Genomic DNA, 21,516 nt, shown 5'->3' with positions numbered 1-21,516 from the left:
ATGATCTGGGCAAATTTAGGCATTCCAATTTGGTTGCCTTATTGGTCACGATTTGGCGAACGTCAAATCAATGTTGCGCGGCGATGCGTAGTGAATCGTTGCGTCCCCATGAAAGTACTTTTTCGGATGAATCCCATATCCCGCTAGTGGCTCCGGCCCGAACCTAGCTTGAGCGGGCATGCATGTTCGCCCGTTTAGCTCGCCGGTCGCATCGCGGCGCCGGTCGTTTTCACTCAGTTCGTTAGGCGAGGCTGTATGGAGCGCTCATTTCTAGGGATTGGAGACAAGGCCGATAACGGCGCGTTCGTTGCGGAAGGGCTGGATTCAATTAGCTGTTCCAATCCGCCGCCGTGCGTACAGATTTCAACAATCGGCATGCGGACATATTGTCCCGTTTTCGAGCAGGAAGGCCACATTGCTCCGCGCGGTCCGCGCTGGCCCGGCACCGGGCCAAACGGCAGTCAATGGGCGTTGAGCGGCGATGTCAACCTTTGCGGTTGTAGTCCGCCGCCCGTGTTCCGCGCCGAGCGCAACATGACGATGAGTTTCACGTCAGAGGAAGCAGCTGCGCTAATGGGCCAACGCACGAAAACCACGACATCGAGCGCGCCAGTCGATGCCTTCGACCAGCACTTCCGTTTGACTGACGAACGAACCGGAAAGCCTCTAAAGGGGGTTCCGTATCGGATCGTCACATCGGACGGCGACGAACACGAAGGCATAACGGATGCGCGTGGCCATACGCTGCGCGTGTCGAACGATCGGGATACGTCGGCAACCCTGCACGTTCTTGAAGAGTACACCCCGATCAATCCAGAGTGGGACAAATTCCTATGAGCGCCGCAAAAAAGGTAATCAAGAGGCACACGGCAAGATTTACGCCGAAGTCCAACACGACGCCCGTAACGGTAATGGTTGACGATTCGGCGCGCTTGCGCGAAATTCGGAAACTTGTACAGACTAACAACAGATCAACGCTCGATGAGAATCTGGTCATCTGCCAAATCTATATGGAATCGCGTTTCGATTCTACTGCAGCCCCAAGCGGCAGCACCGCAAGAGGACTAATGCAAATGACAAAAGGCGCTGTTCAACAGGTCTACAAATATCGCGCGCAGAAAAGCTTGGGCCATATGCCGAGCGATGCGCAGACACACCAATTGTTCTCCGAAGCTGCGGCGGCGCATGCCTCCTCTCGGCTTACCGATGATGCAACGAACATTGGGCTGGGAACCGAGTACATGCAATACTGGATAGACAAGGCGCGTTCGGTCGATGGCGCTTACAAACTCTATCGCGGTCTATCTAACGGAATTTACTATCAAAAGATCAAAGCGTGTGCGGACCAGCTGAGCGCTGACCCTGATTCAATGCAACCACTGCGCGATATGGTGAAATGAAGAAAACCGTATTTATACCGGTCGTGTGCATTGGCGTTTTCTCCGCTTCGCAATCCGCTATTGGTATGGAGCCGGTCGCGCGTTGCACACTTGGAAGCGACGGAAGTCATACGCTCACGTTGCTTCGCGACCATCCCATAGAAGGCACCGCGGTTTACTATCTCAGCAAAGACGGAGCCTCGCCCGTGAGGCTTTATCCAGGGGATGAGGGTCAATCGCGGGGCGACGAAATACAAGCAGTTTGCGTAGGAGAGAGGGAGCGTGCATTCGTCTTATCTGGCGAATTCACTTCGAACTTCATACAGGGTGTCGCCGTTCGCTACAACGCCAGGGCGAAGCGATGGGAACGTATCGACTTCGCAGAGCGAACCCGCCCGGCAAGCGTCTATTTCGACGCTAAGGGGTTATCCGTCCTGTTGCCGAACACCGGTCGCAACGAGTCGCCCGAGCGATACATTATTTACCGATACGACGCTAACACGGGAAATGCCGAACAGACCTATTCGGATCGTGTTCCAATGCTGCGCGCGACACGTATTCCAGAATACAAACTGAAAATCGGTCGAATAGCGCGCCCTGATGATGCGCGTCGTTGATTCGATCGAAAGCGCTTTCGAAATACGCGGCGTTTGTAGCAGCGCATCGCGGCCGGAGAAATGCGGTTGTACGGGAAGTGCGTCCGCGTTGTTGCACGTTCCCGCGCCGATCGAAACGGGCGCGCTTACACCTGCGGCTCTTGGGCAAGCTCGTGGATCGAGCCAAGTGCGGCGCGCAGTTGGCCAGGACGAGCCGAACTCCCTCAGTGTTTACCCTCGCGACCCCCAACGCGCCGCGCATACCCGCCCAACCGGCGCGCCTTCCCGTCCGCGCTCTGTTATCCGGCTCGCCGCCGGCCCCGCGCCTTTCCCTCCCAAGGCTTCAAGAATCGCGCCGCCCTTGCCGTTAACGCAGGGGCGGCGTAGTCGCTCGCCTGACGGCGGACGGTTTGCCGCGCACCACACTTGAGATCAAGCCGGCCGCAGGCGCTGCGTGCACTGCACGCGCCGCGGCAACAAGAGGGGAAGAAGGTATGGTCTATTCCCAAGCGGCGGGAGCGTTCGGCGCAGCGGGATCACGGGGCGGTCAGTCGGAGGTGTCGAAAGAATCGGACGGGGCAACAAACGGCGCCGATGAAGCGCTCGCACAGGAGCGCAGCGTATTGCGGCTGGTGTCGCGCAGCATGCCGCTGCCGGAACTGCTGGCGGAGGTCTGCTGCCGCGCCGGCCGGCTGCTGGGCGCGGGCGCGAACTGCGCGGTCCTGCAACTCGATGCCGACGGCCAGCGCTTGCGCATCGGCAGTGCGCCGAACTTGCCGGCGCAGTATTACGCCGCGTTCGACGGCACGCCGGTCGGTTCCGGCACGAGCCCCTCCGGCACCGCGATCGCCGAGCGGCGCACGGTGTGCGTGGAGGACTACGAACTCGCGCACGAGTGGGGCGAGTACCGCCGCATCGCGCTCGACAGCGGCCTGCGCGCGGTCTGGACCACGCGGCTCGACGACGACCACGGCGGCGTGCTGGGCGCGCTCGCCGTGTACCAGAGCCGGCCCTGGCGGCCCAGCGCGGCCGAGGAGGCGCTGCTGTGCGACATCGCCCGCAGCGTCGCGGCCATGCTCAACCAGCAGACCATTGCCGAGCGTCTCGCACTCAGCGAGGAGCACCATCGCCTCGTGGTGGACCATCTCAACGAAGGCATCGTAATGCAGGCGCGCGACGACACCGTGCTCGCCTGCAACCGCAGCGCGCGGCGCCTCCTGCGCCTGCCCGAGGACGCCATCGGCCTGAGCATCATGAAGGTGATTCCGCGCGTGCTCGACGAAAGCGGCAAGCCCCTGCCCGCCTCGAAGCGCCCGAGCATGAAGGCGCTCGAAACGGGCGAGCCGGTGCTCGGGGAGACGGTCGGCCTCGAACTCGCGGATGGCGAGATCGTCTGGGTGAGCGAGAACGTGCTGCCGATCTTCCGGCCCGGCGAAAGCGAGCCGGTCTCCGTGGTGGTCTCGTTCACGGACATCGGGCCCGTGCGCGAGGCGCAGCAGCAATTGCGCTACCTCGCCACGCGCGACGCGCTCACCGGCCTGTACAACCGCACCTTTCTTGCCGAGCGCATGCATGCGCTGCTGGAGCGCGCGACGTGTTCGGCGAAGCCCGCGCTCCTCTTCGTCGATCTCGACGGCTTCAAGAAGGTCAACGACACGGGCGGCCACGAAGCGGGCGACTCGCTGCTGCGCGACGTGGGGCGCCGCCTCACCGGCTGCGTGAGCGAGGCTGACACGCTTGCGCGCGTGGGCGGCGACGAATTCGTGATCGCGGTGTGCTGCTATGACGACATGGACGAGCTCGTCGCGCTCGCGCAGCGCGTCCTCGGCGCGATTGCCGCGCCGTTCGCGGTGGCGGGCAACGAGTACTACCTGGGCGCTTCGATCGGCATCAGCCTGTATCCCGACGATGGCCGCAGCGCCGCCGCGCTCATGCGCAACGCCGACTCGGCCATGTACGCGGCCAAGCAGCGCGGCACCAACCAGTTCCAGTTCTTCACGACCGAGCTGCGCCAGCGCCTGCAGCGCCGCTTCCAGATCGAGCGGGGGCTGCGCCGCGCGCTCGCCTCGGGCGAGCTGCGCCTCGTCTATCAGCCGATCGTGGATGGCGAAAGCGGCCGCATGATCGGCGCGGAGGCGCTGCTGCGCTGGGAGAGCGAGGAGCTGGGCCAGGTCTCGCCGGTGGAGTTCATCCCCGTGGCCGAGGACACCGGCATGATCATCCCGATCGGCCAGTGGATGCTCGAGCACGCGTGCCGCCAGGCCGCGCAGTGGCGGCGCCTCTTCGCGCCCGACTTCGTCATGGCGGTCAACTTCTCGCCGCGCCAGATCGCGGACGGCCTGGTCGAACAGGTGGAGGGCTGCCTCGCGCGCACGGGCCTCGCGCCCGATGCGCTCGAAGTGGAGATCACCGAAGGCATTCTCATGAGCGACAGCCAGAGCGTGCTGCCCCTCCTGCACGCGCTGAACGCCATTGGCGTGCGCATTTCGGTGGACGACTTCGGCACCGGCTATTCGTCGCTTTCGTATCTGAAGCGTTTTCCGCTGCACCACTTGAAGGTCGATCGCACGTTCGTGGCGGGCCTGCCCGACAACCGCGACTCCGTGGCGATCACCCAGGCCGTCGTGGCGATGGCGCATTCGCTCGGCATGCGCGTGACCGCCGAAGGCGTGGAAACGCCCGAGCAGGCGTCGTTCCTGCGCTCGCTGCGCTGCGAGCGCCAGCAGGGCTACCTGTTCGGCAGGCCGGTGAGCGCCCAGGCCTGCGCGGCGCAGCTGCGCGAGCACGCCGCTGGCCGCGTGCGCGAAGACGTGTGAACGCGTCCTGATCCGGCACGGTCGTGCGGGAGCAGCGGGCTCAAAGCAGTGGGCTCAAGATTTTCCGCGCCAGGCCGTAGACGAGGGCAGGAAGCGGATGCCGCACGCATCACGCCAGAGGAAAAGGACACGAGAGAATCATGGACAGCGGCTTCGCAATCGACGAACGAACCCGCCTGACGAGCACGAACCAGTTCGAGCTGCTGCTTTTCAGACTCGGCGCGGCGCCGGGCAGCGAGGTTGGCGAAGCCTTCGGCATCAACGTTTTCAAGGTACGGGAAATCCTGAGCATGCCGGCGATCACGCCGATCGCGGCGTCGTCCCCCTACGTGCTGGGCGCGGCGAACATCCGCGGCCAGGTGATGCCCGTGATCGATCTGCCGCGGCTCATGGGCTGCGAGCCGGCCACGGGCCTGAATATCCTGCTCGTGACCGAATTCGCGCGCTCCACCCAGGGTTTCGCACTCGAAAGCGTGGACGAGATCGTGCGGCTCGAATGGAGCCAGGTGTTGACCGCCGACGTCACGATGGGCAACCGCGTGACGAGCATCGCGCGGCTCGAAAACGACCCCGAGAGCAAAAAGCTCGTGCAGGTGGTGGACGTGGAGCAGGTGCTGCGCGACGTGTTCCCGGCGCAGCACGGCGCGGTTGTGGCGGAGGACGTGGGCGAGCCCGCGATGATTCCGCCGGGCGCGAAGGTGCTGGCCGCCGACGACTCGGGTTTCGCGCGCGAGCTGATCGGCCAGAGCCTCAAGGCACTCGGCGTGGAATACACGATGGCGAAGACGGGCCTCGAAGCATGGAAGCAGCTCGACGCGATTGCGACGAGCGCGGAACGCGACGGCGTGCGCGCGAAGGATCGCATTGCGCTCGTGCTGACCGACCTCGAAATGCCGGAGATGGACGGCTTCACGCTGACACGCAAGATCAAGGCGGACCCGCGCACCGTGGATATTCCCGTGGTGATTCACTCATCGCTCACGGGCACCGCGAATGAAGCGCACGTGAAGAATGCCGGCGCGAGCGGCTATGTGGCGAAATTCGCCGCCGGGGACCTCGCGGGTGCGATTCGCAGCGCGCTGGCGGGAAGGCCCATATACGCCTGATTTCATCAGCTGATGTTCGCGCCGGTGCATCAGGTGCCGGCGCGTTGTTCTTCTCTTGTTGATGGCGACCCGCGGGTCGTGAAGGAGTTGATCGATCATCGCGTTGGGCATTAAAGCCCGCTGAGGCTCACTGAGGCTCACTGGCGCGCGAACAAGCGCCCCAGCTGCGGCTCGCTATCGTGCACCCCCGCGAGCCGCAGTGCATGCCACGCCATCGCGTAGTTGCTCGACAGCACGGGCTTGCCGGTTTGCGCTTCGATCTGAGGCACGAGCGCGGCCACGCGCAGGCTGGTGCACGACACGAACACCGCGTCGGCGTCGTCGTGGCGCGCCAGCGTGTCTATCGCACTGCGAATCGAATTCGCATCGATGCGGGCCACCTCGTTATCGTCCGCGTGCTCGAACGAAGCCATGCGCGTGACAGCCACGCCGCGCGCCTCGATGTAATCGCGCATGAAGTCGTTGATGGTGCGCACGTAGGGCGTCAGCAGCGCCACGCGGCGGACCTCGAGCGCCTTTAGCGCGGCGAGCGCGGCCGTGATCGGCGTGGTGCAGGCAATGTCCGGCCGGGCCTCGCGGATGCGCGCCGCGACCTTTTCCTCGCCTATCACCATCGAAGCCGACGTGCAGCCGAACGCCACCACGTCGAGGCGCTCGCCAGGCAGCATGAGGCTCACCGCGGGCGCGATGCGCGCCTCGATGTCCGCGAGGCGGGGCGGCGTGATGTCCGGCGAATTCTCGAGGCGGCTCTCGTAGAACGCCACGCCTGGCTGGCGCAACAGGTCGCGCCATTCGTATTCGATCGTATGATCGGTGGCCAGCACGACGAGGCCGATCGCGGCGCGGCGGGCAATGCCGCCGTCGAGCGCGAAATCGAGCTTTGTGTAGGCATCCTCGTGACTTTGCGGCGGTGCGGTAGCGTTCATCTCAGCGTCAATCCCGTCATGTCGAGTTCAGGCTCGCGCCCGGCCATGATGTCGGCGAGCAGTTTTGCGGTGCCGCACGACATGGTCCAGCCCATGTGCCCGTGACCCGTGTTCAGAAAGAAGTTGCGATGGCGCGTGCGGCCGATCAGCGGTGTGCCTTCCGGAGTCATCGGGCGCAGCCCGGCCCAGTACGCGGGCTGCGTGTAGTCGGCGCCCTCGGGAAAGAGTTCGCGCGCCGCCTGCATCATGGAAGTGAAATCGGCGGGCGTGTGGCGCGTGTCGTAGCCCGCGAAATCCGCGGTGGCCGTGAAGCGCAGGCGCGCGCCAAAACGCGCCCATGCCACGAGGTGATTCTCGTCTACCCCGCCCATCTCGGGCGGGCGATGCCCGGGCCCGCAGGGGAACGTGGCCGAATAGCCCTTCACAGGATAGACCGCGATGCGATAGCCGAGTGGCCGCGCGAGGATCGGCGACCAGGAGCCGAGTGCGAGCACGTAGTCGTCGCCCTGGATCACGCCCGCGCTCGTGCGCACGCCGACAATGCGGTCGCCGGCGGCTTCGATGGCCTCGATGGGGGCGTCGAACACGAAGCGCACGCCCATACGTTCGCAAACTTCCTTGAGCCCACGAGTGAAGCGGTGGGCGTCGCCGCTTGCGTCGCTAGGGCAGTAGATCGCGCCCGCAATGCGCTCGCGCGCGTGGGCGAGCGCGGGCTCGCGTGCCGCGACCGCGGCGGCGTCGAGCGTTTCGAGCGGCAGTCCGTTTTCCACGAGGATCGACATGTGGGCGCGGCCGCGCTCGAACGAGGCGGCGTCGCGATAGAGATAGAGCAGGCCGCGGCTGATGAGGTCGTATTCGAGCTGCTCGCGCGCCGTGACCTCCTGCAGTTGATGCTGCGAATAGCGGCACAGCCTCACCTTGCGCGAGGTGTTTTCACGCGAGCGCGCCTCGGTGCAGTTGAGCAGGAATTGCGCGCACCATGCCCACATGTGCGGATCGGCTTTCAGGCGCAGGCGCAGCGCCTGGCCCTCGACGAACAGCGATTTGAGCAGAATTTTCGGCGCACGGGGCGAGGCCCACGTGTACGAGTGGCCCGGCGCGACGAGCCCCGCGTTGGCGAAACTGGTTTCGAGCGCAACGCCTGCACGTCGCTCGATAACGGTGACGTCGCGGCCGTCGCGCGCGAGGTAATACGCGCTCGTGACGCCCGCTATGCCGCCGCCCAGTACGATGGTCTTCATTCGCGCCCCTCCCTGCGTGTATACAAAGTACCTTCACGCTGCCGCGAGCGCACGCAATTTGTATACGCGCATACCCTATGGCAGCTAAATGGTGGCATGCATCTATCATGGATAAGTCGTTATGCGCCGGTACCCATGCAAGCTGCGCGCCATGAGCGAGCAAGACCTGCAGGGCATCGCACCGGACGAATTATTTCGTTTCGCTAACTGACCGCGCGGGCTCGCCTGCGTTGCGGCATCGCCCGGTCGGGTCCACGCTCAGGAGCCGCTCATATGAATCCTCAGAACAATGGCGCGCTGCACGCAACCCTCGCGCTCACTCTCTTTACGCTTGCCGCGCTGGCGCCTGGACTCGCACAAGCGCAGACCATCAAGATCGGTGTGCCGGTGCCGCTTTCGGGCAGCAGCGCCGCTGCGGGTACCGATATCCTGAACGGCGCAAAGCTCGCGGCCGCCAAGATCAACGCGGCGGGCGGCGTGCTCGGCAAGCAGATCGAACTCGTGCCCGAGGACGACGCGTGCGACGCACAAACGGCGGTTCAGGCCGCGCAGAAACTCGTGGACGCGGGCGTGGTTGCCGTGGCGGGCGGCTACTGCTCGAGCGCGGCTTTACCCGAGTTGACCGCCTTCCACCGCGCCGGCATTCCCTACGTGCTCGATGCCTCGACCAATCCGAAGCTCACGGAAATGGGCTACGACAACGTGTTTCGCACGATTGGCCGTGACGACGAGCAAGGGCCTTTCGCGGCCAGCTTCATGAAGAATTCGCTGCACGTGAAGCGCGCGGCGGTGATCGACGACAACACGACCTATGCCAAGGGTCTCGCGCAGAACACCGTGGAATCGCTCAAGAAGATGGGCGTGGATGTCGTCTACGCCGACTCGATCACGCCGGGCCAGATGGATTATTCGCCTACGCTCACCAAGGTTTCCTCGCTCAAGCCGGACGTGATCTATTACACGGGTTATTTCTCCGAAGCGGGCCTGCTCGTGAAGGAAGCGCGCCAGGTGGGTCTGAAGATGACCTTCATGGGCGGCGACGGCACCAATGACCCCACGCTCATGAAGACGGCAGGGCCGGCCGCCGACGGCATGATCATCACGACTGCGCCGCTCGCGCAGTTCCTGCCTGGCGCGCACGACTACCTGGATCAGTACAACAAGTCCTATGGCCAGGGGCCGGGGCCGTACTCGGTGTACGAGTACGACGCGGTGGGCGTGACCGCCAAGGCCATCGCCGACGGCAAGTCGGCAAAGCCCGCCGACATCAGCACCGCGCTGCACAAGATCACGAACTACCAGGGCGCCACGGGGACGATCGGCTTCAATCCGAAGGGCGACCGCAGCCGCGCCGTGTACATCACGGTCGTCGTGCATAACGATCAGTTCGAGCCCTACCAACGCCAGGATGCAAACGGCAAGTGGGTGGCAATGAAGTAAGCGCGCCGGGCCGCTCATGAGCACCTTTTTCCAGTTCGTCATCGAGGGGCTGACGATCGGCTCGTTCTACGCGCTCGTCGCCCTCGGCTACACGATGGTCTACGGCATCATCCGGCTCATCAACTTCGCACACGGGGATCTCTTCATGGTGGGCGCGTTCGTGGGCTGGACCGCGCTCTCCGCGCTCGCGGCCGCTCGCCTGCCGCTCGTGCTCGCGCTGTTCGTGGCCTTCGCGGCGGCCCTGCTCGCGACCGGCGTGCTCGGCGTGGCGATCGCGCGCGTGGCCTATCAGCCGTTGCTGCGCGCGCCGCGCCTGTCCATTCTCATTACGGCGCTAGCCGTTTCACTGCTGCTGGAGAATGGCGTGCTGATCGCTTACGGCGCGGGCTTTCGCACGTATCCGCACCTGCTCACGCATACCGGCTTCGACATCGCGCAAGTGCACATCACGTTTGCGCAGATCGGCATAATCGCGGCCAGCTTCGCGCTGATGATCGCGCTGTATTTGTTCGTACACCATACGTTTGTCGGCACGGCCATGCGCGCGCTCGCCATCGACCAGGATGCGGCGCGGCTCATGGGCATCGACGTCGAGCGGCTCATCCAGCTCACGTTCTTCATCGGCTCGGTGCTCGCCGCGGTCGCGGGCGTGATGGAAGGGCTCTTCTACACGCAGATCAACTTCTTCATGGGTTTCGTGCTCGGGCTGCGCGCGTTCACGGCGGCCGTGCTCGGCGGTATCGGCAATATTCCGGGGGCGATGGTGGGCGGCTTCCTGATCGGCTTGCTGGAGGCGTTCGGCGCGGGGTATGTGTCTTCGCAGTGGACCGACGTGTTCGTGTTCGGTGTGCTGATCGCCGTGCTCGTGGTGAAGCCTACCGGGCTGTTCGGCGAACGCGTGGTCGAGAGGATGTGAGATATGCGCGCGCGGGCCACGGACACCTCATGGGTCGTTTCCGGCGTGCTGATCGCGTTGGCGATCGCGCTGCCCAAGTTTGCGAGCGGCTATATCGTCGACGTCGGGCTCACTATCATCACCTACGCGATTCTGGGCCTCGGGTTGAACATCGTCGTGGGCTATGCCGGGTTGCTCGATCTCGGCTACGCGGCCTTTTTCGCCATCGGCGCCTATACCACGGCGCTGCTCGAGACGCTGCTGCATTTCTCGTTCTGGGCGACGCTGCCGTTCAGCCTGGTGTTCGCGGGCGCTTCCGGAGTCGTGATCGGCTATCCCACGCTGCGCCTGCGCAGCGACTATCTCGCCATCGTCACGCTCGGCTTCGGCGAGATCACGCGCATCGTCGCCACCAATCTCGACATTACCGGTGGGCCGAACGGCATCTACGGCATCGAACCGCCGAACCTGTTCGGCTTCGAGTTCAGCTCGCCGCGCTCGGTGTACGTGCTGGGCATGGCGTTCTTCATCGCCGTGCTGGTGTTCGCGGTGCGGCTCGGACGCTCGCGGCTCGGGCGTGCGTGGACCAGCATCCGCGAGGACGAAGCCGCCGCCGAGGCGGTGGGTGTCGCGACCTTGCGCGTGAAGATGCTCGCGTACGTGATCGGCGCGCTGATCGGCGGCCTCGCGGGCAGTCTGTTCGCCGCACGCTTCGGCACGATCGACCCCACGGCGTTCACGTATCTGCAGTCGGTGACGATCCTTATCGTCGTCGTGATGGGCGGACGCGGCAGCATCCCCGGCGTGATACTCGGCGCGCTGATCGTCGCGGGGCTGCCGGAAATGCTGCGCTTCCTGAACCTGTGGCGTATTTTCGGCTTTGCCGTGGCGCTCGTCGTGCTCATGTTGTTGCGCCCGCAAGGCCTGTGGCCCGCGCGCGTGAGGCGTGCCGCGCCGCGGCCCGAAGAAGAGACGGTAGCGCACGAAGCGGAAGCGGCGGAAGCGGCGGGCAAGGAAACCGGGGCGGCCGTTTCTCTCGCCGATAGCGGCGGCCTCGAAGCCGCCGCCGCGCGCGAAACCCTGCTCGAGGTGCATGGCCTCGAGCGCCGCTTTGGCGGCGTGCGCGCGATCGGTGGCATTACCTTCCAGGTGCGCAGCGGCGAGATTCTCGCGTTGATCGGCCCGAACGGCGCGGGCAAGACCACGGTGTTCAACTGCCTGACGGGCGTGATCCGCCCGAGCGGCGGCCGCCTCGTCTGGCGCGGCGAGCCGCTTGGCGGCGGTGCGCCCCATCGCAACGTGCATCGCGGCATTGCGCGCACGTTTCAGGGCATCCGCCTGTTCAACCATATGAGCGCCTTCGAGAACGTGCTGATCGGCATGGATCATCGCCTGCACACGGCCCTCGTGGCGGAACTGGTGGGCACGCGCGCCGCGCGCGCCGAAGCCGCCGAGCATGGCGCGCTCGGGCAGCGCTGGCTCGATCTCGTGGGGCTCGGCGCGCGCGCGAGCGAATATGCCTCGGACCTGCCGTATGGCGATCAGCGCAGGCTGGAAATCGCCCGCGCGCTGGCTAGCCAGCCACGCCTCTTGTTGCTCGACGAGCCCGCCGCCGGCATGAACCCAACCGAAAAGCACGCGTTGATGGCGCAGATCCGCCGCATCCGCGACCTGGGCGTGACGGTGCTGCTGATCGAGCACGACATGGCGCTCGTAATGGGCGTGTCCGACCGCATCATCGTGATGGATCATGGCGAGATCATTGCTGAGGGCACGCCCGCGCAGATCCAGAACGACCCGGTGGTGATCGACGCCTACCTGGGCACGGCCGAGGAAGACGACGGACCCGACGCCACGGACGGGGAGAAGTCGCTATGGAGTTAGACACGACCGGCAAACTCCTCGACGTTCGCGACCTGCGCGTGAATTACGGCAACATCGAAGCGCTGCACGGCGTTTCGCTCGACGTCGGGCCGGGCGAGATCGTCGCGCTGCTCGGGGCCAACGGCGCGGGCAAGACCACGACGCTGCGCACCATCTCTGGACTGCTGCGTCCGCGCGGCGGCAGCATTGCGTTCGAGGGGCAGGCGCTCGCCGGGCTGCCGTCGCATCGCATCGTCGCGCTTGGGATTGGGCACGTGCCGGAAGGGCGGCGCATTTTCGGCGGGTTGACGGTCGAGGAAAACTTGCGCCTGGGCGGCTACCTCTTGCGGCGCGACGCCGGCGCGCTCGACCAGGGCATTGATAAGGCATACGAAACGTTTAGCCGGCTACGCGAGCGCAAGGATCAACTCGCCGGCACGCTGAGCGGCGGCGAGCAGCAAATGCTCGCGATTGCGCGTGCGCTCATGCTCAAGCCAAAGCTCGTGCTGCTCGACGAGCCTTCCATGGGGCTCGCGCCCAAGCTCGTGCGCGCGATCTTCGAAGTGATTGCGCGCATCAGCCACGCGGGCACGGCGGTGCTGCTCGTGGAGCAGAACGCACGCCAGGCGCTGCGGATCGCGAACCGGGCCTATGTGCTGGAAGGCGGCCGTGTGGCGCTCGCGGGTTCGGCCCACGAACTGGCCGACGACAACCGCGTGCGCGCCACGTATCTCGGCGGCAGTGCCGCGGCGCAGGAGGGAGGGGCCGTCTAGGTCGCCAAATCGGCTCTCTGGAATATCCATTCCTAATATAGAGAATCATTATCGTTCGCATTAGCAATGAATCGCCATTCGATGCAAAATAAGAGACACGGCGACCCGGCGCGCGACGTGCCGGGCATAAATTGCACAAAACAGCTATTTTTCTGGAAAATAAGCGAAGGAATTTCCGATCGTGGATCAGATCTGGCGGCAACGGCCCGAAATCACGCACCGCAAGCGCGAACGGCCAATCATGGCGACAAGCTATGAATGCGACGCCACCCATAGGGAAACGTGGCATTTGCACGATGAGGGGCGGTTCGTCTTCACGATGAGCGGGGTGCTGCGCGTGACGACGCCCATCGGCATGTGGACGCTCGGGCCGCAGCGCGGACTGTGGATCGCGCCGCGCGTGGGCCACGAGTGGATCGCGACGAGCGCGGTGTGCATGCATAGCGTGTCGTTCGAGCCGGAGGCGTCGCCGTGGCCGGAATCCGCATGCCACACGGTGCGGGTTTCGCCGCTGTTGCGCGAACTGGTGGCGGCGCTGGTCGAAGACCGCGAGCGCGACCCGGAGAGCCGCCATGCGCTCATTACGCCGCTGTTGCTCAGTGAAATGCGCGCTTCGCGCGAGGCCTCGGGCGGCGGATTGCCGCTGCCGCTCGACCGGCGTTTGCGGCAGATTTGCGATTTCCTGCTGGCGGCGCCGGCCAACGGCGACTCGCTCGCGATCTGGGGCGAGCGCGTGGGGGCGAGCGAGCGCACGCTCGCGAGGCGCTTCAAGGATGAGACCGGGTTGACGTTCGGCCACTGGCGCCAGCAGCTGCGCATCGTCGAGGCCGTGTCGAAGCTCGCCCAGGGCGTGCGCGTGGCGGAGATCGCGGCCGAACTCGGCTATGCGAATTCGAGTGCGTTCATCTCGATGTTCCGCAAGACGATGGGCGAGCCGCCCCAGCGGTATTTGAAACGCGAGCCGCGTTGAAGGCGTTTGCCGTTGTCGCGGCGCGCGTCACATCTGCTTGAACAGGTGGGCGTATTGGCGGCTCACGTCGAGGGCGCCCGCATGGCCGCGCAGCCTCAACGTCATCTTCCCGATCGCGCTGACCGAGGCGCATTCCACCTGGTCCACGTTGACCACCGTGCCGCGGTGAACCTGCCAGAAGCGCGCCGGGTCCAGTTGCGCGCATAACTCCCGCAGGCTCGTGCGGATCAGCAGTTCGCCGCTGCGTGTCGTGACCACGACATATTTGTCGGCTGCTTCGAAGTACAAAACATCTTCCACCGGCACCATGCGGATGTCATTGCCGCTGGAGGCGCGCAGATAACGCAGCGGCGTCCCGCGCGGTGCGCTCTCGGCATTGCCCGCTCGCGCACCGGCACGCGCTTCGCGGACGTCCTCGGTGATCGTTACCAGCTGGCGCAGCACGCGTTGCAGATCGGCCTGCATCTGCGGCGCCTCGGCGTCGTTCGCTGACGATCGAGCGAGCCGGGCGCGCAGGCGCTCCACCGTGCGCGCAAGCCGCGCTGTCTCCACGGGCTTGAGCAGATAGTCGATGGCCGCGGCCTCGAAGGCTTCGAGCGCGTAGGCGTCGTAGGCGGTCACGAACACGATCTGCGGCGGCGCGGCGAGATTCGCGCACGAGCGCGCGACATCGAGGCCGGTCGCGCCCGGCATGGCGATGTCGAGGAACGCGATGTCGGGCGCGAGCGCGCCGATGCGCTCGATGGCGTCGTGGCCGTTGCCGGCCGTCGCCACGATGCGCAGTTCCGGCCACACGGTGGCGAGTTCGCGCTCCAGGGCGGCGGCGATCAGCGGCTCATCCTCGGCGATCAGCGCGGTCGGGGCGTCGGGCGACCGGTGCGCGGCGTCGCTTTGCTGTGCGGTATCGGCGGGCGTGTGGCGTTTCATGATCTGGACTCCTGCACGCTTGCGCCAACGGAATCGCGCAGCGGCAGGCGGACCCGCGCAACGAGGCCATGCGGAACGTTCTCGATCAGCGTGAGCGACGCTTGCTCGCCATAGAGCGCCGCAAGCCGCTCGCGCACGTTCACGAGCCCGACGCCCGCGCCCTGGGTGCCCGGCGTCGCGCCGAAGCCGGGGCCCGTATCGGTCACGCTCAGCTCGACATGCTCACCGTCGCGGCGTGCGAGGACGTCGATTCTGCCGCCCTCGAGCGCACCCTGAATGCCATGCTTGAGCGCGTTCTCCACGAGCGGCTGCAACAGCATGGGCGGCACCGGAAGTTCTGCGCAATCGCGCGGCAGGTCGAGCGCGTAGGCGAGGCGCGGGCCGATGCGCATGGCGTGCACGGCGAGCATCGATTCGAGCACCTTGAACTGCACCGCGAGCGTTTCGCTTTGCGCGCGCGAGGCCTCCAGCGTCGCGCGCAGGAAGCGGTTGAGGCTCGCGAGCAGGTCGCGCGCACGCGGCGGGTCGGACGCGATCAGGCTGTCGAGCGTCGCCAGCGTGTTGAAGAGAAAGTGCGGCTCGATCTGCGCCTGCAGCGCCTGCAGGCGCGCGCTGAGCGCCGTGCGCTCGGCGGCTTCCTTTTGCCATGCCGTGTGCGCGACCTGCTCGCTCAGCTCGGCAATGCGCGTGCGCGACCAGCCGTACCAGGTGACGAGCAGCGTGGCGGTCAGCGCGATCCAGCCGGTGAGCGCGAGGTCCTTTGTCGCGAACGCGTTGTGCAAGCCGATCCCGAGCACCACGCTCGCGATGCCGCGCCCGAGCGACGCGCCGAGCACGATGGCGAGCACCATCGCGAGGGCGAGCCGCGGGCCCGTGAGCGCATTGTGGCGTTGCAGGAAAAAGCGGCCGACGTCGAGCAGCAGCATGATCGAAAGCCCGATCGCCTGGCTGAAGACGAGGTTGTCGATGAATCGCTCGTGCACGCCCGCGGCGGTGAGCGCGACCGCAATCAGCGCGTTGCCGATCACGACGATCACGCCCTCGCGCGCGAACCCGGCGAGCAGGACATTGGCCGCCGGCGCGGGGAGGCGTGCGGCGGCGTTCGGAAACTCGACGTGCGTGCCAGGAATCATGCGATCCAGCTCGTGACGATGAGGTTGAGCAACCGGTGCGGCGTCGCAACGGCGGCGAGACCCGCAGCGATGAGACCGAAGAACGAACCGCGCATGGCAAGGCGATGGCCGCGGACGTTGCCGTGGCGGATCGCCCAGATGGCGCGCCCGACGCTCGCGAACGTCAGCAGCGACAGGCCGTGCACCCAGGACAGATGCCCCGGATGCAGCTCGCGGATGTCGAACGAACTGAGCGCGGCGGCGAACATCGTCAGCGCCCAGAGACGGCCGAGCCACTTGTGCCGCGCGCTGCCCTTTTCGGCCAGCATGACGGCGGTTCCGAGTATGACAGAAAGCGTTGCGGCGACGATGTGCGCGGCAATGATGGCGGACATGCTGGCTCTCCTTCGCGAGTCGAGCGGGGGCGATGTCTGCAGTGTGGTGAGTGGGGGCGGGGCGTGCGAGCGGGATGCGACGAAGCGTGGGGAAACGGGCGCGAACGGGGATCGGGTGGCGCGAACGGTCGGCAGGCGGACCGCACCGCGTCACTCAATCCGGCGGTGCGCTTTCGATTTCCCGCAGGATCTCGTCGAACGGCGCGGGCTTGACCAGATGCCGGTCGAAGCCAGCCTCGCTCGCCGCCTGGCGGTCGCTCTCCTGGCCGTAGCCCGTGAGCGCGATCAATTGCACGTGCGCGGTGGCCGGTTCGGCGCGCAGCGCTTTCGCCAGCGCGTGACCATCCATGCCGGGCAAGCCGATGTCGAGAATCGCCACGTGGGGCAGGAAGCTCTGCGCGAGCGCGAGCGCGCTCTGGCCGTCGTGCGCCACGCGCACCTCGTGCCCTTCGAGTTCCAGCAGCATGAGCAGCGAGGACGCGGAATCGACGTTGTCGTCGGCGATCAGCACGCGGCGGCGCGGCGGCGCGGTCTGTTCCCCGGCGCCTTGCTTGTCGTCGTGCGGCGCTTCGCACGGCGGCGCCCGCGCGAGCGGCAGACGCACGACGAACTCCGAGCCGTGCCCAAGCCCGTCCGAATGCGCGCTCACCGAGCCGCCATGCAGTTCCGCGAGTTCGCGCACGAGAGCGAGGCCGATGCCGAGGCCGCCGTCGGCGCGCTTCACGGCTTCGCGCGACTGCATGAAAAGCTCGAACACATAGGGCAGCTCGTCGGGGGCGATGCCGATGCCATTGTCGCGCACGCGAATCAGGATCTCGTAGACGTCCGCTTCAAGCCGCAATGCGATCTGGCCGCCCGCGGCCGTGTACTTCGCGGCGTTGGAGAGCAGGTTGCTGATGATCTGCGCCACGCGTATCGCGTCGCCGGTCACATGGCACGGCTCGCAGTCGATCTCGACTGTGAGCGTTTGCGATTTCGCGTCGAGGAAGGGCCGGCTCGTTTCCACGGCGATCTGGACGATCTCGCGCAGGTCGAGCGTGCCCATCTGCAGCGCGATCTTGCCGTGCGAGATGCGCGAGACGTCGAGCAGGTCGTCGACGAGGCGGCCGAGATGCTCGACCTGGCGGCTCGCGATTTGCCGCGCGTCGGCGCGCATGGCGTCGTTCGCGCCGTGGCGCGGATCGAGCAGTTCGATGGCGTTGCGAATCGGCGCGAGCGGATTGCGCAGTTCGTGCGCGAGCGTCGCGAGAAAGCGGTCCTTGCGGCGGTCGGCGTCGCGCAGCGCCTTTTCGGCAGCGTAGAGGCGCAGGAGCGCGCGCACGTTCGCCACCAGCTCGGCGGGCTCGACGGGCTCGGTGAGGTAGCTGTCGGCGCCGCCGTCAAGCGCGAGAATCTTGTCGCGCGTTTGCACCGCGGCGGCGGAGGTTTGCAGCACGAGCGTGGAGTTCGTCTCCGGGTCCGCCTTGATGAGGCGGCACACCTCGATACCGCTGATGTCGGGCAGCTTCACGTCGAGCAGCACGATCGCAGGCGCCTGCGCGCGCACGGCTTCGAGGGCGGCCTGGCCCGTCGCGGCTTCGATCACGGGGTAGCCGGCGTGGCGCAGCACGCGCGACTTCACGTAACGCGCGCCTTCGTTGTCGTCGACGTTGAGGATGAGCGTGGTGTGCGCGTTCATGGCGCCGCGTTCCCCGAGGTCTCGGGTTCGTCTTCGATGGACGTCGCGAGGCGCACCGGCACGTTCAGACGGAACGTCGAGCCCACGCCGGGCTCGCTTTCCACGCCCACTTCTCCGCCCAGCAGCGCCGCGAGCTTGCGGCACAGCGGCAGGCCAAGACCCGTTCCCTTCACGCGCTGCTGCAGGCGGTTCTGCACCTGGCTGAACTCCTCGAAAATGATCTGGTGGTGTTCGGGAGCAATTCCGATGCCCGTGTCCGCGACGAAGAAGGTGATGCGTGCCTCGTCGCCGTCGCCGGGCATGCACTGGGCGCCCACGCGAATCTGCCCGCGCTCGGTGTACTTGAGCGCATTCGAAACGAAATTGCGCAGGATCTGCGTGAGTTTGGGCTCGTCGGTGTAAAGCTGCGGCAGGCCTGCCGTGGAGCCGAATTCGAGCGTGACGTCCGGCGTATCGAGCAGCGGCGCGAGCATCGTGCGCAGCGCCGCGAAGAGGTCGGCGGCCGCGAACCACGCGGGCACGACCTCGGTTTTGCCGGCTTCGATCTTCGCGAGGTCGAGCAGGTCGTTGACGGTCTCGCCCAGGCTTTCCGCTGACGAAAGAATCAGCTTGACCTGGCGCTCCTGCTCCACGCTCAGGTCGCCGTCGAGGCGGTTGAGCAGCAGGTTGGCGAGCGCGCGGATCGAACTGAGCGGCGTGCGCAGTTCGTGGCTCATGTTCGAGAGAAAGCGCGTCTTCATCATGTCGGCGCGGCGCAGTTCTTCGGCGCGCTCGTCGAGTTCGGCGTAGAGCGCCACCACGCCGCGGTTGGTCGCCTCCAGTTCCTGCGTGAGGCGCGAGAGTTCTTCCTGGCGTTCGCGCAGTTCGTCGAGCGCGGTGACGAGTTCGCGGTTCTGCTGCTGCAGCTCTTCGAGCGAGTCGCCATGCGCGCCTTCCTGCGGACTGCGTGCGGCCAGTTCGCGCACGATGTGCTCGAGTTCCAGGCCGCTCGCCTCGCTGCGCTCGTGCGGCAAGTCGCGCGCCATGGTGACGGTCGTGCCGCGAGCCGACGAGTGAATTTCGAAGCGGTCCATGAGGCGGCGGCTGCCCGTGATGCCGAGACCCATGCCGCCGGGCGAGCGATAAGTACCGTCGAGCACGGCTTCGAGATCGCGCACGCCGGGGCCCTGGTCGCGCACTTGCACGGCGAGCGCTTCGCGTGGCCGCTCGCCTTCCAGCGCGAAGGCGACCTCGCCGCCGCCCGCATATTCGAACGCGTTGCGGGCGATTTCGGAGACGGCGCTCGCAATGCGCGTCTGGTCGAGCGGCGAGAAGCCGAGCCCGGCGGCCAGCTCGCGCGCGCGGCGGCGCGCGGCGACGACGTCCTGGGCGGTTTCCAGCCGGATGCGCAGCAGGGGCTTATTCATGGTTCAACTGTACTCCGGGGCGGGCGCGCACGACGACGACGGTGGCGTCGTCGCGTCGGCGCGCGAAGTCTCGGTAGAGGACGGCCGCGATCACGACAGCGGGCTGGTTGGCGAGTCCGGGCCAGGCGGCGAGGTCCCAGCGGGTGCCGATGCCGTCCGAATGCAGGACGAGGAGCGCGTTCTCGCCCCACGTCAGCTCGAACTCCTGGATGCCGCGCATCGTGTGGCCCACGATGCCGTTGCGCGAGACGAGCTGGTAGCACTCGCGCGCGGAAGGTGCGCCTGCACTGGCGGGCCAGTGCGCGCGGCCGGCTGAGCTGCGGCTATCGAGCGTGCGGCTGTCCGGCGGCCGGCGTTGCGCGGGGCGGCCCGCGCCATACGCGACAGCCGAGATGTTGCCCGTGCCGCAGAACGCGAGCGCGCCGCGCGCGAGATCGATGCGCACGAGCGCGAGCGCCGCGCCGCGCGTGTGGCGCAGGGCCGCGTGCGAGAGTTCCATGAGCGCGGCGGGCGCGAGGCCGGCGCGGCGGCGCAGCACGTCGAGCGCGGCCACCGCGGCCACGTGCGCTTCGGCGCCGTGGCCGAGGCCGTCGGCGAGTGCGAGCGTGAGGCCGCTCTGGTCGACCTGCGCCTGCCAGCCGTCGCCGCAGACTTCCTCGCCGGGGTGAGGCACGCAGACCCCGCCGATCTCGGGTCTGGTGAATGCCGCGCGCGCGGCGTTGCCGCCGCTTTTCTGCACGAGCACGCGCAGCACGGTGCCCGCGCCCGGCTGCGAGTAAATGGCGAACTGGTTCGAGAGCCGCCGGATCGCGCCGAGCCCGGTGCCGGGCGTGCCGGTGGTGGAGTGGCCGTCGGCTAGCGCGATGCCCACGTCGGTCATACCGGGGCCGCTGTCGAGCGCGATCAGCTCCACCGCGCCCTCCAGCGCGCCCACGAGCAACTCGCCGTGGCCGGCATGCTTGAGGATGTTGGTGGCCGCTTCCGTGAGCACGATCGCGAGGCGTCCGGCATCGGTCTCGCTGAGCGCGGCAATGCGCGCGGCTTCGGCGGCGCCGCGCCGTGCATAGGCGACGCCGCTGGCGTCGCCTATCTCGAAGGATCGGTGGCTGCCGCCGGCGGAACCGGCCGCGCCGTCTAGCGTATTTTCCATTTCGTGATGGTGACCGTCGTGCCGGCACCCGGAGTCGATTCGATCGTGAATTCGTCGCACAGGCGCCGCGAGCCGCCAAGGCCCAAGCCCAGGCCATTGCCGCTCGTGAAGCCGTCCTGCAGCGCGCGCTCGATGTCAGCAATCCCCGGACCCTGATCGACGAACGAGAGCCGCAGGCCCACGCGCACGCCTCTTTCCAGCACGTCGAGGCGCGCATCGCCGCCGCCGCCATGCTGCAGCGTGTTGCGTGCGAGTTCGCTCGCCGCCGTCACGAACTTGGTCTGCTCGATGAGCGAGAATCCCTGCGCGATGGCGGCGTCGCGCACGATCTGTCGCATCCGGACGATTTCCTCGTCCGAACGCAGGCTCACCTGGGCCGCAAGCCTTCCGGTCGTGTCGTTGCTATTCATGGCCGAACGCAAGAGACGTGCTAGCTAACGGAATAATGGGACTTAACGGAGTTGGCGCTGCTTGAGCAGCGCCATGCCTTTTTCGACGTTCAGCGCGGTGCGCACGCCCGAAAGCGTGAGGCCGAGCTCGACCAGCGTGATCGCCACGGACGGCTGCATGCCGACCACCACGGTCTGCGCGTCGAGCACCATCGCCATGGCGGCCGTGTTGCTGATCATGCGGCCGATGAACGAGTCGACCACGTCGAGGGTCGAGATGTCGATCAGCACGCCTTTGGCCGACTCCTTCACGATGCGCTCGGTGAGGTCGTCCTGCAGTGTGATCGCGAGGCGGTCGTGCATGTCCACCTGGATCGTGACGATCAGGCAGTCGCCGAGGCGCAGAATCGGAATGCGTTCCATCGTGTGCCGTTCCCGTGCGTCGAGGTTGCTC

At 66.4% G+C, this 21,516-nt stretch carries 20 protein-coding genes; 10 read left to right on the top strand and 10 right to left on the bottom strand.

What is annotated here, in order from left to right; genetic code table 11:
- Positions 1 to 255 precede the first annotated feature (255 nt).
- From M3A49_RS15725 to M3A49_RS15705, 5 genes are all read left to right on the top strand, one after another.
- Entirely contained in the window at positions 256 to 837 is a 582-nt protein-coding gene (locus M3A49_RS15725) for a hypothetical protein (RefSeq protein WP_266229458.1), read from the top strand.
- A complete protein-coding gene (locus M3A49_RS15720) occupies positions 834 to 1,400 on the top strand; it encodes a transglycosylase SLT domain-containing protein (RefSeq protein ID WP_266229456.1) in 567 nt (188 codons plus the stop codon). The genes M3A49_RS15725 and M3A49_RS15720 overlap by 4 nt, the downstream gene beginning before the upstream one ends.
- Positions 1,397 to 1,996 carry a hypothetical protein gene (locus M3A49_RS15715; RefSeq protein WP_266229455.1) on the top strand — a complete coding sequence of 200 codons (600 nt, stop codon included), beginning with the start codon at positions 1,397 to 1,399 and terminating at the stop codon, positions 1,994 to 1,996. Before M3A49_RS15720 ends, M3A49_RS15715 begins: the two co-directional genes overlap by 4 nt.
- Positions 1,997 to 2,469: 473 nt before the next feature.
- Positions 2,470 to 4,791, top strand: a complete 2,322-nt coding sequence (locus tag M3A49_RS15710) for a putative bifunctional diguanylate cyclase/phosphodiesterase (RefSeq protein WP_266229454.1) — start codon at positions 2,470 to 2,472, stop codon at positions 4,789 to 4,791.
- A 140-nt stretch (positions 4,792 to 4,931) separates the two neighbouring features.
- On the top strand, positions 4,932 to 5,897 hold the full coding sequence (locus tag M3A49_RS15705; RefSeq protein ID WP_035512258.1) for a chemotaxis protein: 966 nt from the start codon (positions 4,932 to 4,934) through the stop codon (positions 5,895 to 5,897).
- 137 nt (positions 5,898 to 6,034) lie between these two features.
- Here M3A49_RS15705 and M3A49_RS15700 read toward each other — a convergent pair whose 3' ends face one another.
- Both M3A49_RS15700 and M3A49_RS15695 read right to left on the bottom strand, forming a co-directional pair.
- Positions 6,035 to 6,823 carry an aspartate/glutamate racemase family protein gene (locus tag M3A49_RS15700; RefSeq protein ID WP_266229453.1) on the bottom strand — a complete coding sequence of 263 codons (789 nt, stop codon included), beginning with the start codon at positions 6,821 to 6,823 and terminating at the stop codon, positions 6,035 to 6,037.
- Positions 6,820 to 8,064 carry a D-amino acid dehydrogenase gene (locus M3A49_RS15695; protein ID WP_266229452.1) on the bottom strand — a complete coding sequence of 415 codons (1,245 nt, stop codon included), beginning with the start codon at positions 8,062 to 8,064 and terminating at the stop codon, positions 6,820 to 6,822. The genes M3A49_RS15700 and M3A49_RS15695 overlap by 4 nt, the downstream gene beginning before the upstream one ends.
- 273 nt (positions 8,065 to 8,337) lie before the next feature.
- Here M3A49_RS15695 and M3A49_RS15690 point away from each other — a divergent pair, with 273 nt between their 5' ends.
- The 5 genes from M3A49_RS15690 to M3A49_RS15670 all read left to right on the top strand — a co-directional run bounded on the left by M3A49_RS15690 (position 8,338) and on the right by M3A49_RS15670 (position 14,005).
- Positions 8,338 to 9,504, top strand: a complete 1,167-nt coding sequence (locus M3A49_RS15690) for a branched-chain amino acid ABC transporter substrate-binding protein (RefSeq protein ID WP_266229451.1) — start codon at positions 8,338 to 8,340, stop codon at positions 9,502 to 9,504.
- Between the two features lie 16 nt (positions 9,505 to 9,520).
- Positions 9,521 to 10,420 carry a branched-chain amino acid ABC transporter permease gene (locus tag M3A49_RS15685; RefSeq protein WP_266229450.1) on the top strand — a complete coding sequence of 300 codons (900 nt, stop codon included), beginning with the start codon at positions 9,521 to 9,523 and terminating at the stop codon, positions 10,418 to 10,420.
- A 3-nt stretch (positions 10,421 to 10,423) separates the two neighbouring features.
- Positions 10,424 to 12,283, top strand: a complete 1,860-nt coding sequence (locus tag M3A49_RS15680) for an ABC transporter permease subunit (protein ID WP_266229449.1) — start codon at positions 10,424 to 10,426, stop codon at positions 12,281 to 12,283.
- Positions 12,274 to 13,035: an ABC transporter ATP-binding protein gene (locus tag M3A49_RS15675; RefSeq protein WP_254356605.1), complete on the top strand. Its 762-nt coding sequence runs from the start codon at positions 12,274 to 12,276 to the stop codon at positions 13,033 to 13,035. The genes M3A49_RS15680 and M3A49_RS15675 overlap by 10 nt, the downstream gene beginning before the upstream one ends.
- A 181-nt stretch (positions 13,036 to 13,216) precedes the next feature.
- Positions 13,217 to 14,005 (top strand): AraC family transcriptional regulator, encoded by a 789-nt coding sequence (locus M3A49_RS15670; protein WP_266229448.1) that lies wholly within the window; start codon positions 13,217 to 13,219, stop codon positions 14,003 to 14,005.
- A gap of 27 nt (positions 14,006 to 14,032) precedes the next feature.
- On the opposite strand, the gene M3A49_RS15665 is transcribed toward M3A49_RS15670, so the two are convergent.
- The 8 genes from M3A49_RS15665 to M3A49_RS15630 all read right to left on the bottom strand — a co-directional run bounded on the left by M3A49_RS15665 (position 14,033) and on the right by M3A49_RS15630 (position 21,485).
- Positions 14,033 to 14,932 (bottom strand): LytR/AlgR family response regulator transcription factor, encoded by a 900-nt coding sequence (locus M3A49_RS15665; RefSeq protein ID WP_266229447.1) that lies wholly within the window; start codon positions 14,930 to 14,932, stop codon positions 14,033 to 14,035.
- Complete coding sequence (locus M3A49_RS15660; protein WP_266229445.1) at positions 14,929 to 16,065, bottom strand: sensor histidine kinase; 1,137 nt, start codon at positions 16,063 to 16,065, stop codon at positions 14,929 to 14,931. Before M3A49_RS15660 ends, M3A49_RS15665 begins: the two co-directional genes overlap by 4 nt.
- Positions 16,062 to 16,439 carry a DUF2306 domain-containing protein gene (locus M3A49_RS15655; protein WP_254356608.1) on the bottom strand — a complete coding sequence of 126 codons (378 nt, stop codon included), beginning with the start codon at positions 16,437 to 16,439 and terminating at the stop codon, positions 16,062 to 16,064. The genes M3A49_RS15660 and M3A49_RS15655 overlap by 4 nt, the downstream gene beginning before the upstream one ends.
- 154 nt (positions 16,440 to 16,593) lie before the next feature.
- A complete protein-coding gene (locus M3A49_RS15650; protein ID WP_266229444.1) occupies positions 16,594 to 18,117 on the bottom strand; it encodes a response regulator in 1,524 nt (507 codons plus the stop codon).
- Complete coding sequence (locus tag M3A49_RS15645) at positions 18,114 to 19,523, bottom strand: sensor histidine kinase (RefSeq protein ID WP_266229443.1); 1,410 nt, start codon at positions 19,521 to 19,523, stop codon at positions 18,114 to 18,116. Before M3A49_RS15645 ends, M3A49_RS15650 begins: the two co-directional genes overlap by 4 nt.
- Entirely contained in the window at positions 19,516 to 20,673 is a 1,158-nt protein-coding gene (locus M3A49_RS15640) for an ATP-binding protein (RefSeq protein WP_266229442.1), read from the bottom strand. Before M3A49_RS15640 ends, M3A49_RS15645 begins: the two co-directional genes overlap by 8 nt.
- Complete coding sequence (locus tag M3A49_RS15635) at positions 20,658 to 21,083, bottom strand: anti-sigma regulatory factor (protein ID WP_266229440.1); 426 nt, start codon at positions 21,081 to 21,083, stop codon at positions 20,658 to 20,660. The genes M3A49_RS15640 and M3A49_RS15635 overlap by 16 nt, the downstream gene beginning before the upstream one ends.
- Positions 21,084 to 21,125: 42 nt before the next feature.
- Complete coding sequence (locus M3A49_RS15630; protein ID WP_028202410.1) at positions 21,126 to 21,485, bottom strand: STAS domain-containing protein; 360 nt, start codon at positions 21,483 to 21,485, stop codon at positions 21,126 to 21,128.
- Positions 21,486 to 21,516: the final 31 nt, after the last annotated feature.

Source organism: Paraburkholderia sp. CNPSo 3076 (genome assembly GCF_026343935.1).
Lineage (GTDB): Bacteria > Pseudomonadota > Gammaproteobacteria > Burkholderiales > Burkholderiaceae > Paraburkholderia > Paraburkholderia nodosa.
Note: the sequence above shows the minus strand (reverse complement) of the source record. Positions and strands in the feature narration are given on the sequence as shown.

Excerpts from the sequence above, each read along its gene's own strand:
- M3A49_RS15725 (WP_266229458.1), top strand. The coding sequence starts at position 256 with ATGGAGCGCTCATTTCTAGGGATTGGAGACAAGGCCGATAACGGCGCG.
- M3A49_RS15720 (WP_266229456.1), top strand. The coding sequence starts at position 834 with ATGAGCGCCGCAAAAAAGGTAATCAAGAGGCACACGGCAAGATTTACG.
- M3A49_RS15715 (WP_266229455.1), top strand. The coding sequence starts at position 1,397 with ATGAAGAAAACCGTATTTATACCGGTCGTGTGCATTGGCGTTTTCTCC.
- M3A49_RS15710 (WP_266229454.1), top strand. The coding sequence starts at position 2,470 with ATGGTCTATTCCCAAGCGGCGGGAGCGTTCGGCGCAGCGGGATCACGG.
- M3A49_RS15705 (WP_035512258.1), top strand. The coding sequence starts at position 4,932 with ATGGACAGCGGCTTCGCAATCGACGAACGAACCCGCCTGACGAGCACG.
- M3A49_RS15700 (WP_266229453.1), bottom strand. The coding sequence starts at position 6,823 with ATGAACGCTACCGCACCGCCGCAAAGTCACGAGGATGCCTACACAAAG.
- M3A49_RS15695 (WP_266229452.1), bottom strand. The coding sequence starts at position 8,064 with ATGAAGACCATCGTACTGGGCGGCGGCATAGCGGGCGTCACGAGCGCG.
- M3A49_RS15690 (WP_266229451.1), top strand. The coding sequence starts at position 8,338 with ATGAATCCTCAGAACAATGGCGCGCTGCACGCAACCCTCGCGCTCACT.
- M3A49_RS15685 (WP_266229450.1), top strand. The coding sequence starts at position 9,521 with ATGAGCACCTTTTTCCAGTTCGTCATCGAGGGGCTGACGATCGGCTCG.
- M3A49_RS15680 (WP_266229449.1), top strand. The coding sequence starts at position 10,424 with ATGCGCGCGCGGGCCACGGACACCTCATGGGTCGTTTCCGGCGTGCTG.
- M3A49_RS15675 (WP_254356605.1), top strand. The coding sequence starts at position 12,274 with ATGGAGTTAGACACGACCGGCAAACTCCTCGACGTTCGCGACCTGCGC.
- M3A49_RS15665 (WP_266229447.1), bottom strand. The coding sequence starts at position 14,932 with ATGAAACGCCACACGCCCGCCGATACCGCACAGCAAAGCGACGCCGCG.
- M3A49_RS15660 (WP_266229445.1), bottom strand. The coding sequence starts at position 16,065 with ATGATTCCTGGCACGCACGTCGAGTTTCCGAACGCCGCCGCACGCCTC.
- M3A49_RS15655 (WP_254356608.1), bottom strand. The coding sequence starts at position 16,439 with ATGTCCGCCATCATTGCCGCGCACATCGTCGCCGCAACGCTTTCTGTC.
- M3A49_RS15650 (WP_266229444.1), bottom strand. The coding sequence starts at position 18,117 with ATGAACGCGCACACCACGCTCATCCTCAACGTCGACGACAACGAAGGC.
- M3A49_RS15645 (WP_266229443.1), bottom strand. The coding sequence starts at position 19,523 with ATGAATAAGCCCCTGCTGCGCATCCGGCTGGAAACCGCCCAGGACGTC.
- M3A49_RS15640 (WP_266229442.1), bottom strand. The coding sequence starts at position 20,673 with ATGGAAAATACGCTAGACGGCGCGGCCGGTTCCGCCGGCGGCAGCCAC.
- M3A49_RS15635 (WP_266229440.1), bottom strand. The coding sequence starts at position 21,083 with ATGAATAGCAACGACACGACCGGAAGGCTTGCGGCCCAGGTGAGCCTG.
- M3A49_RS15630 (WP_028202410.1), bottom strand. The coding sequence starts at position 21,485 with ATGGAACGCATTCCGATTCTGCGCCTCGGCGACTGCCTGATCGTCACG.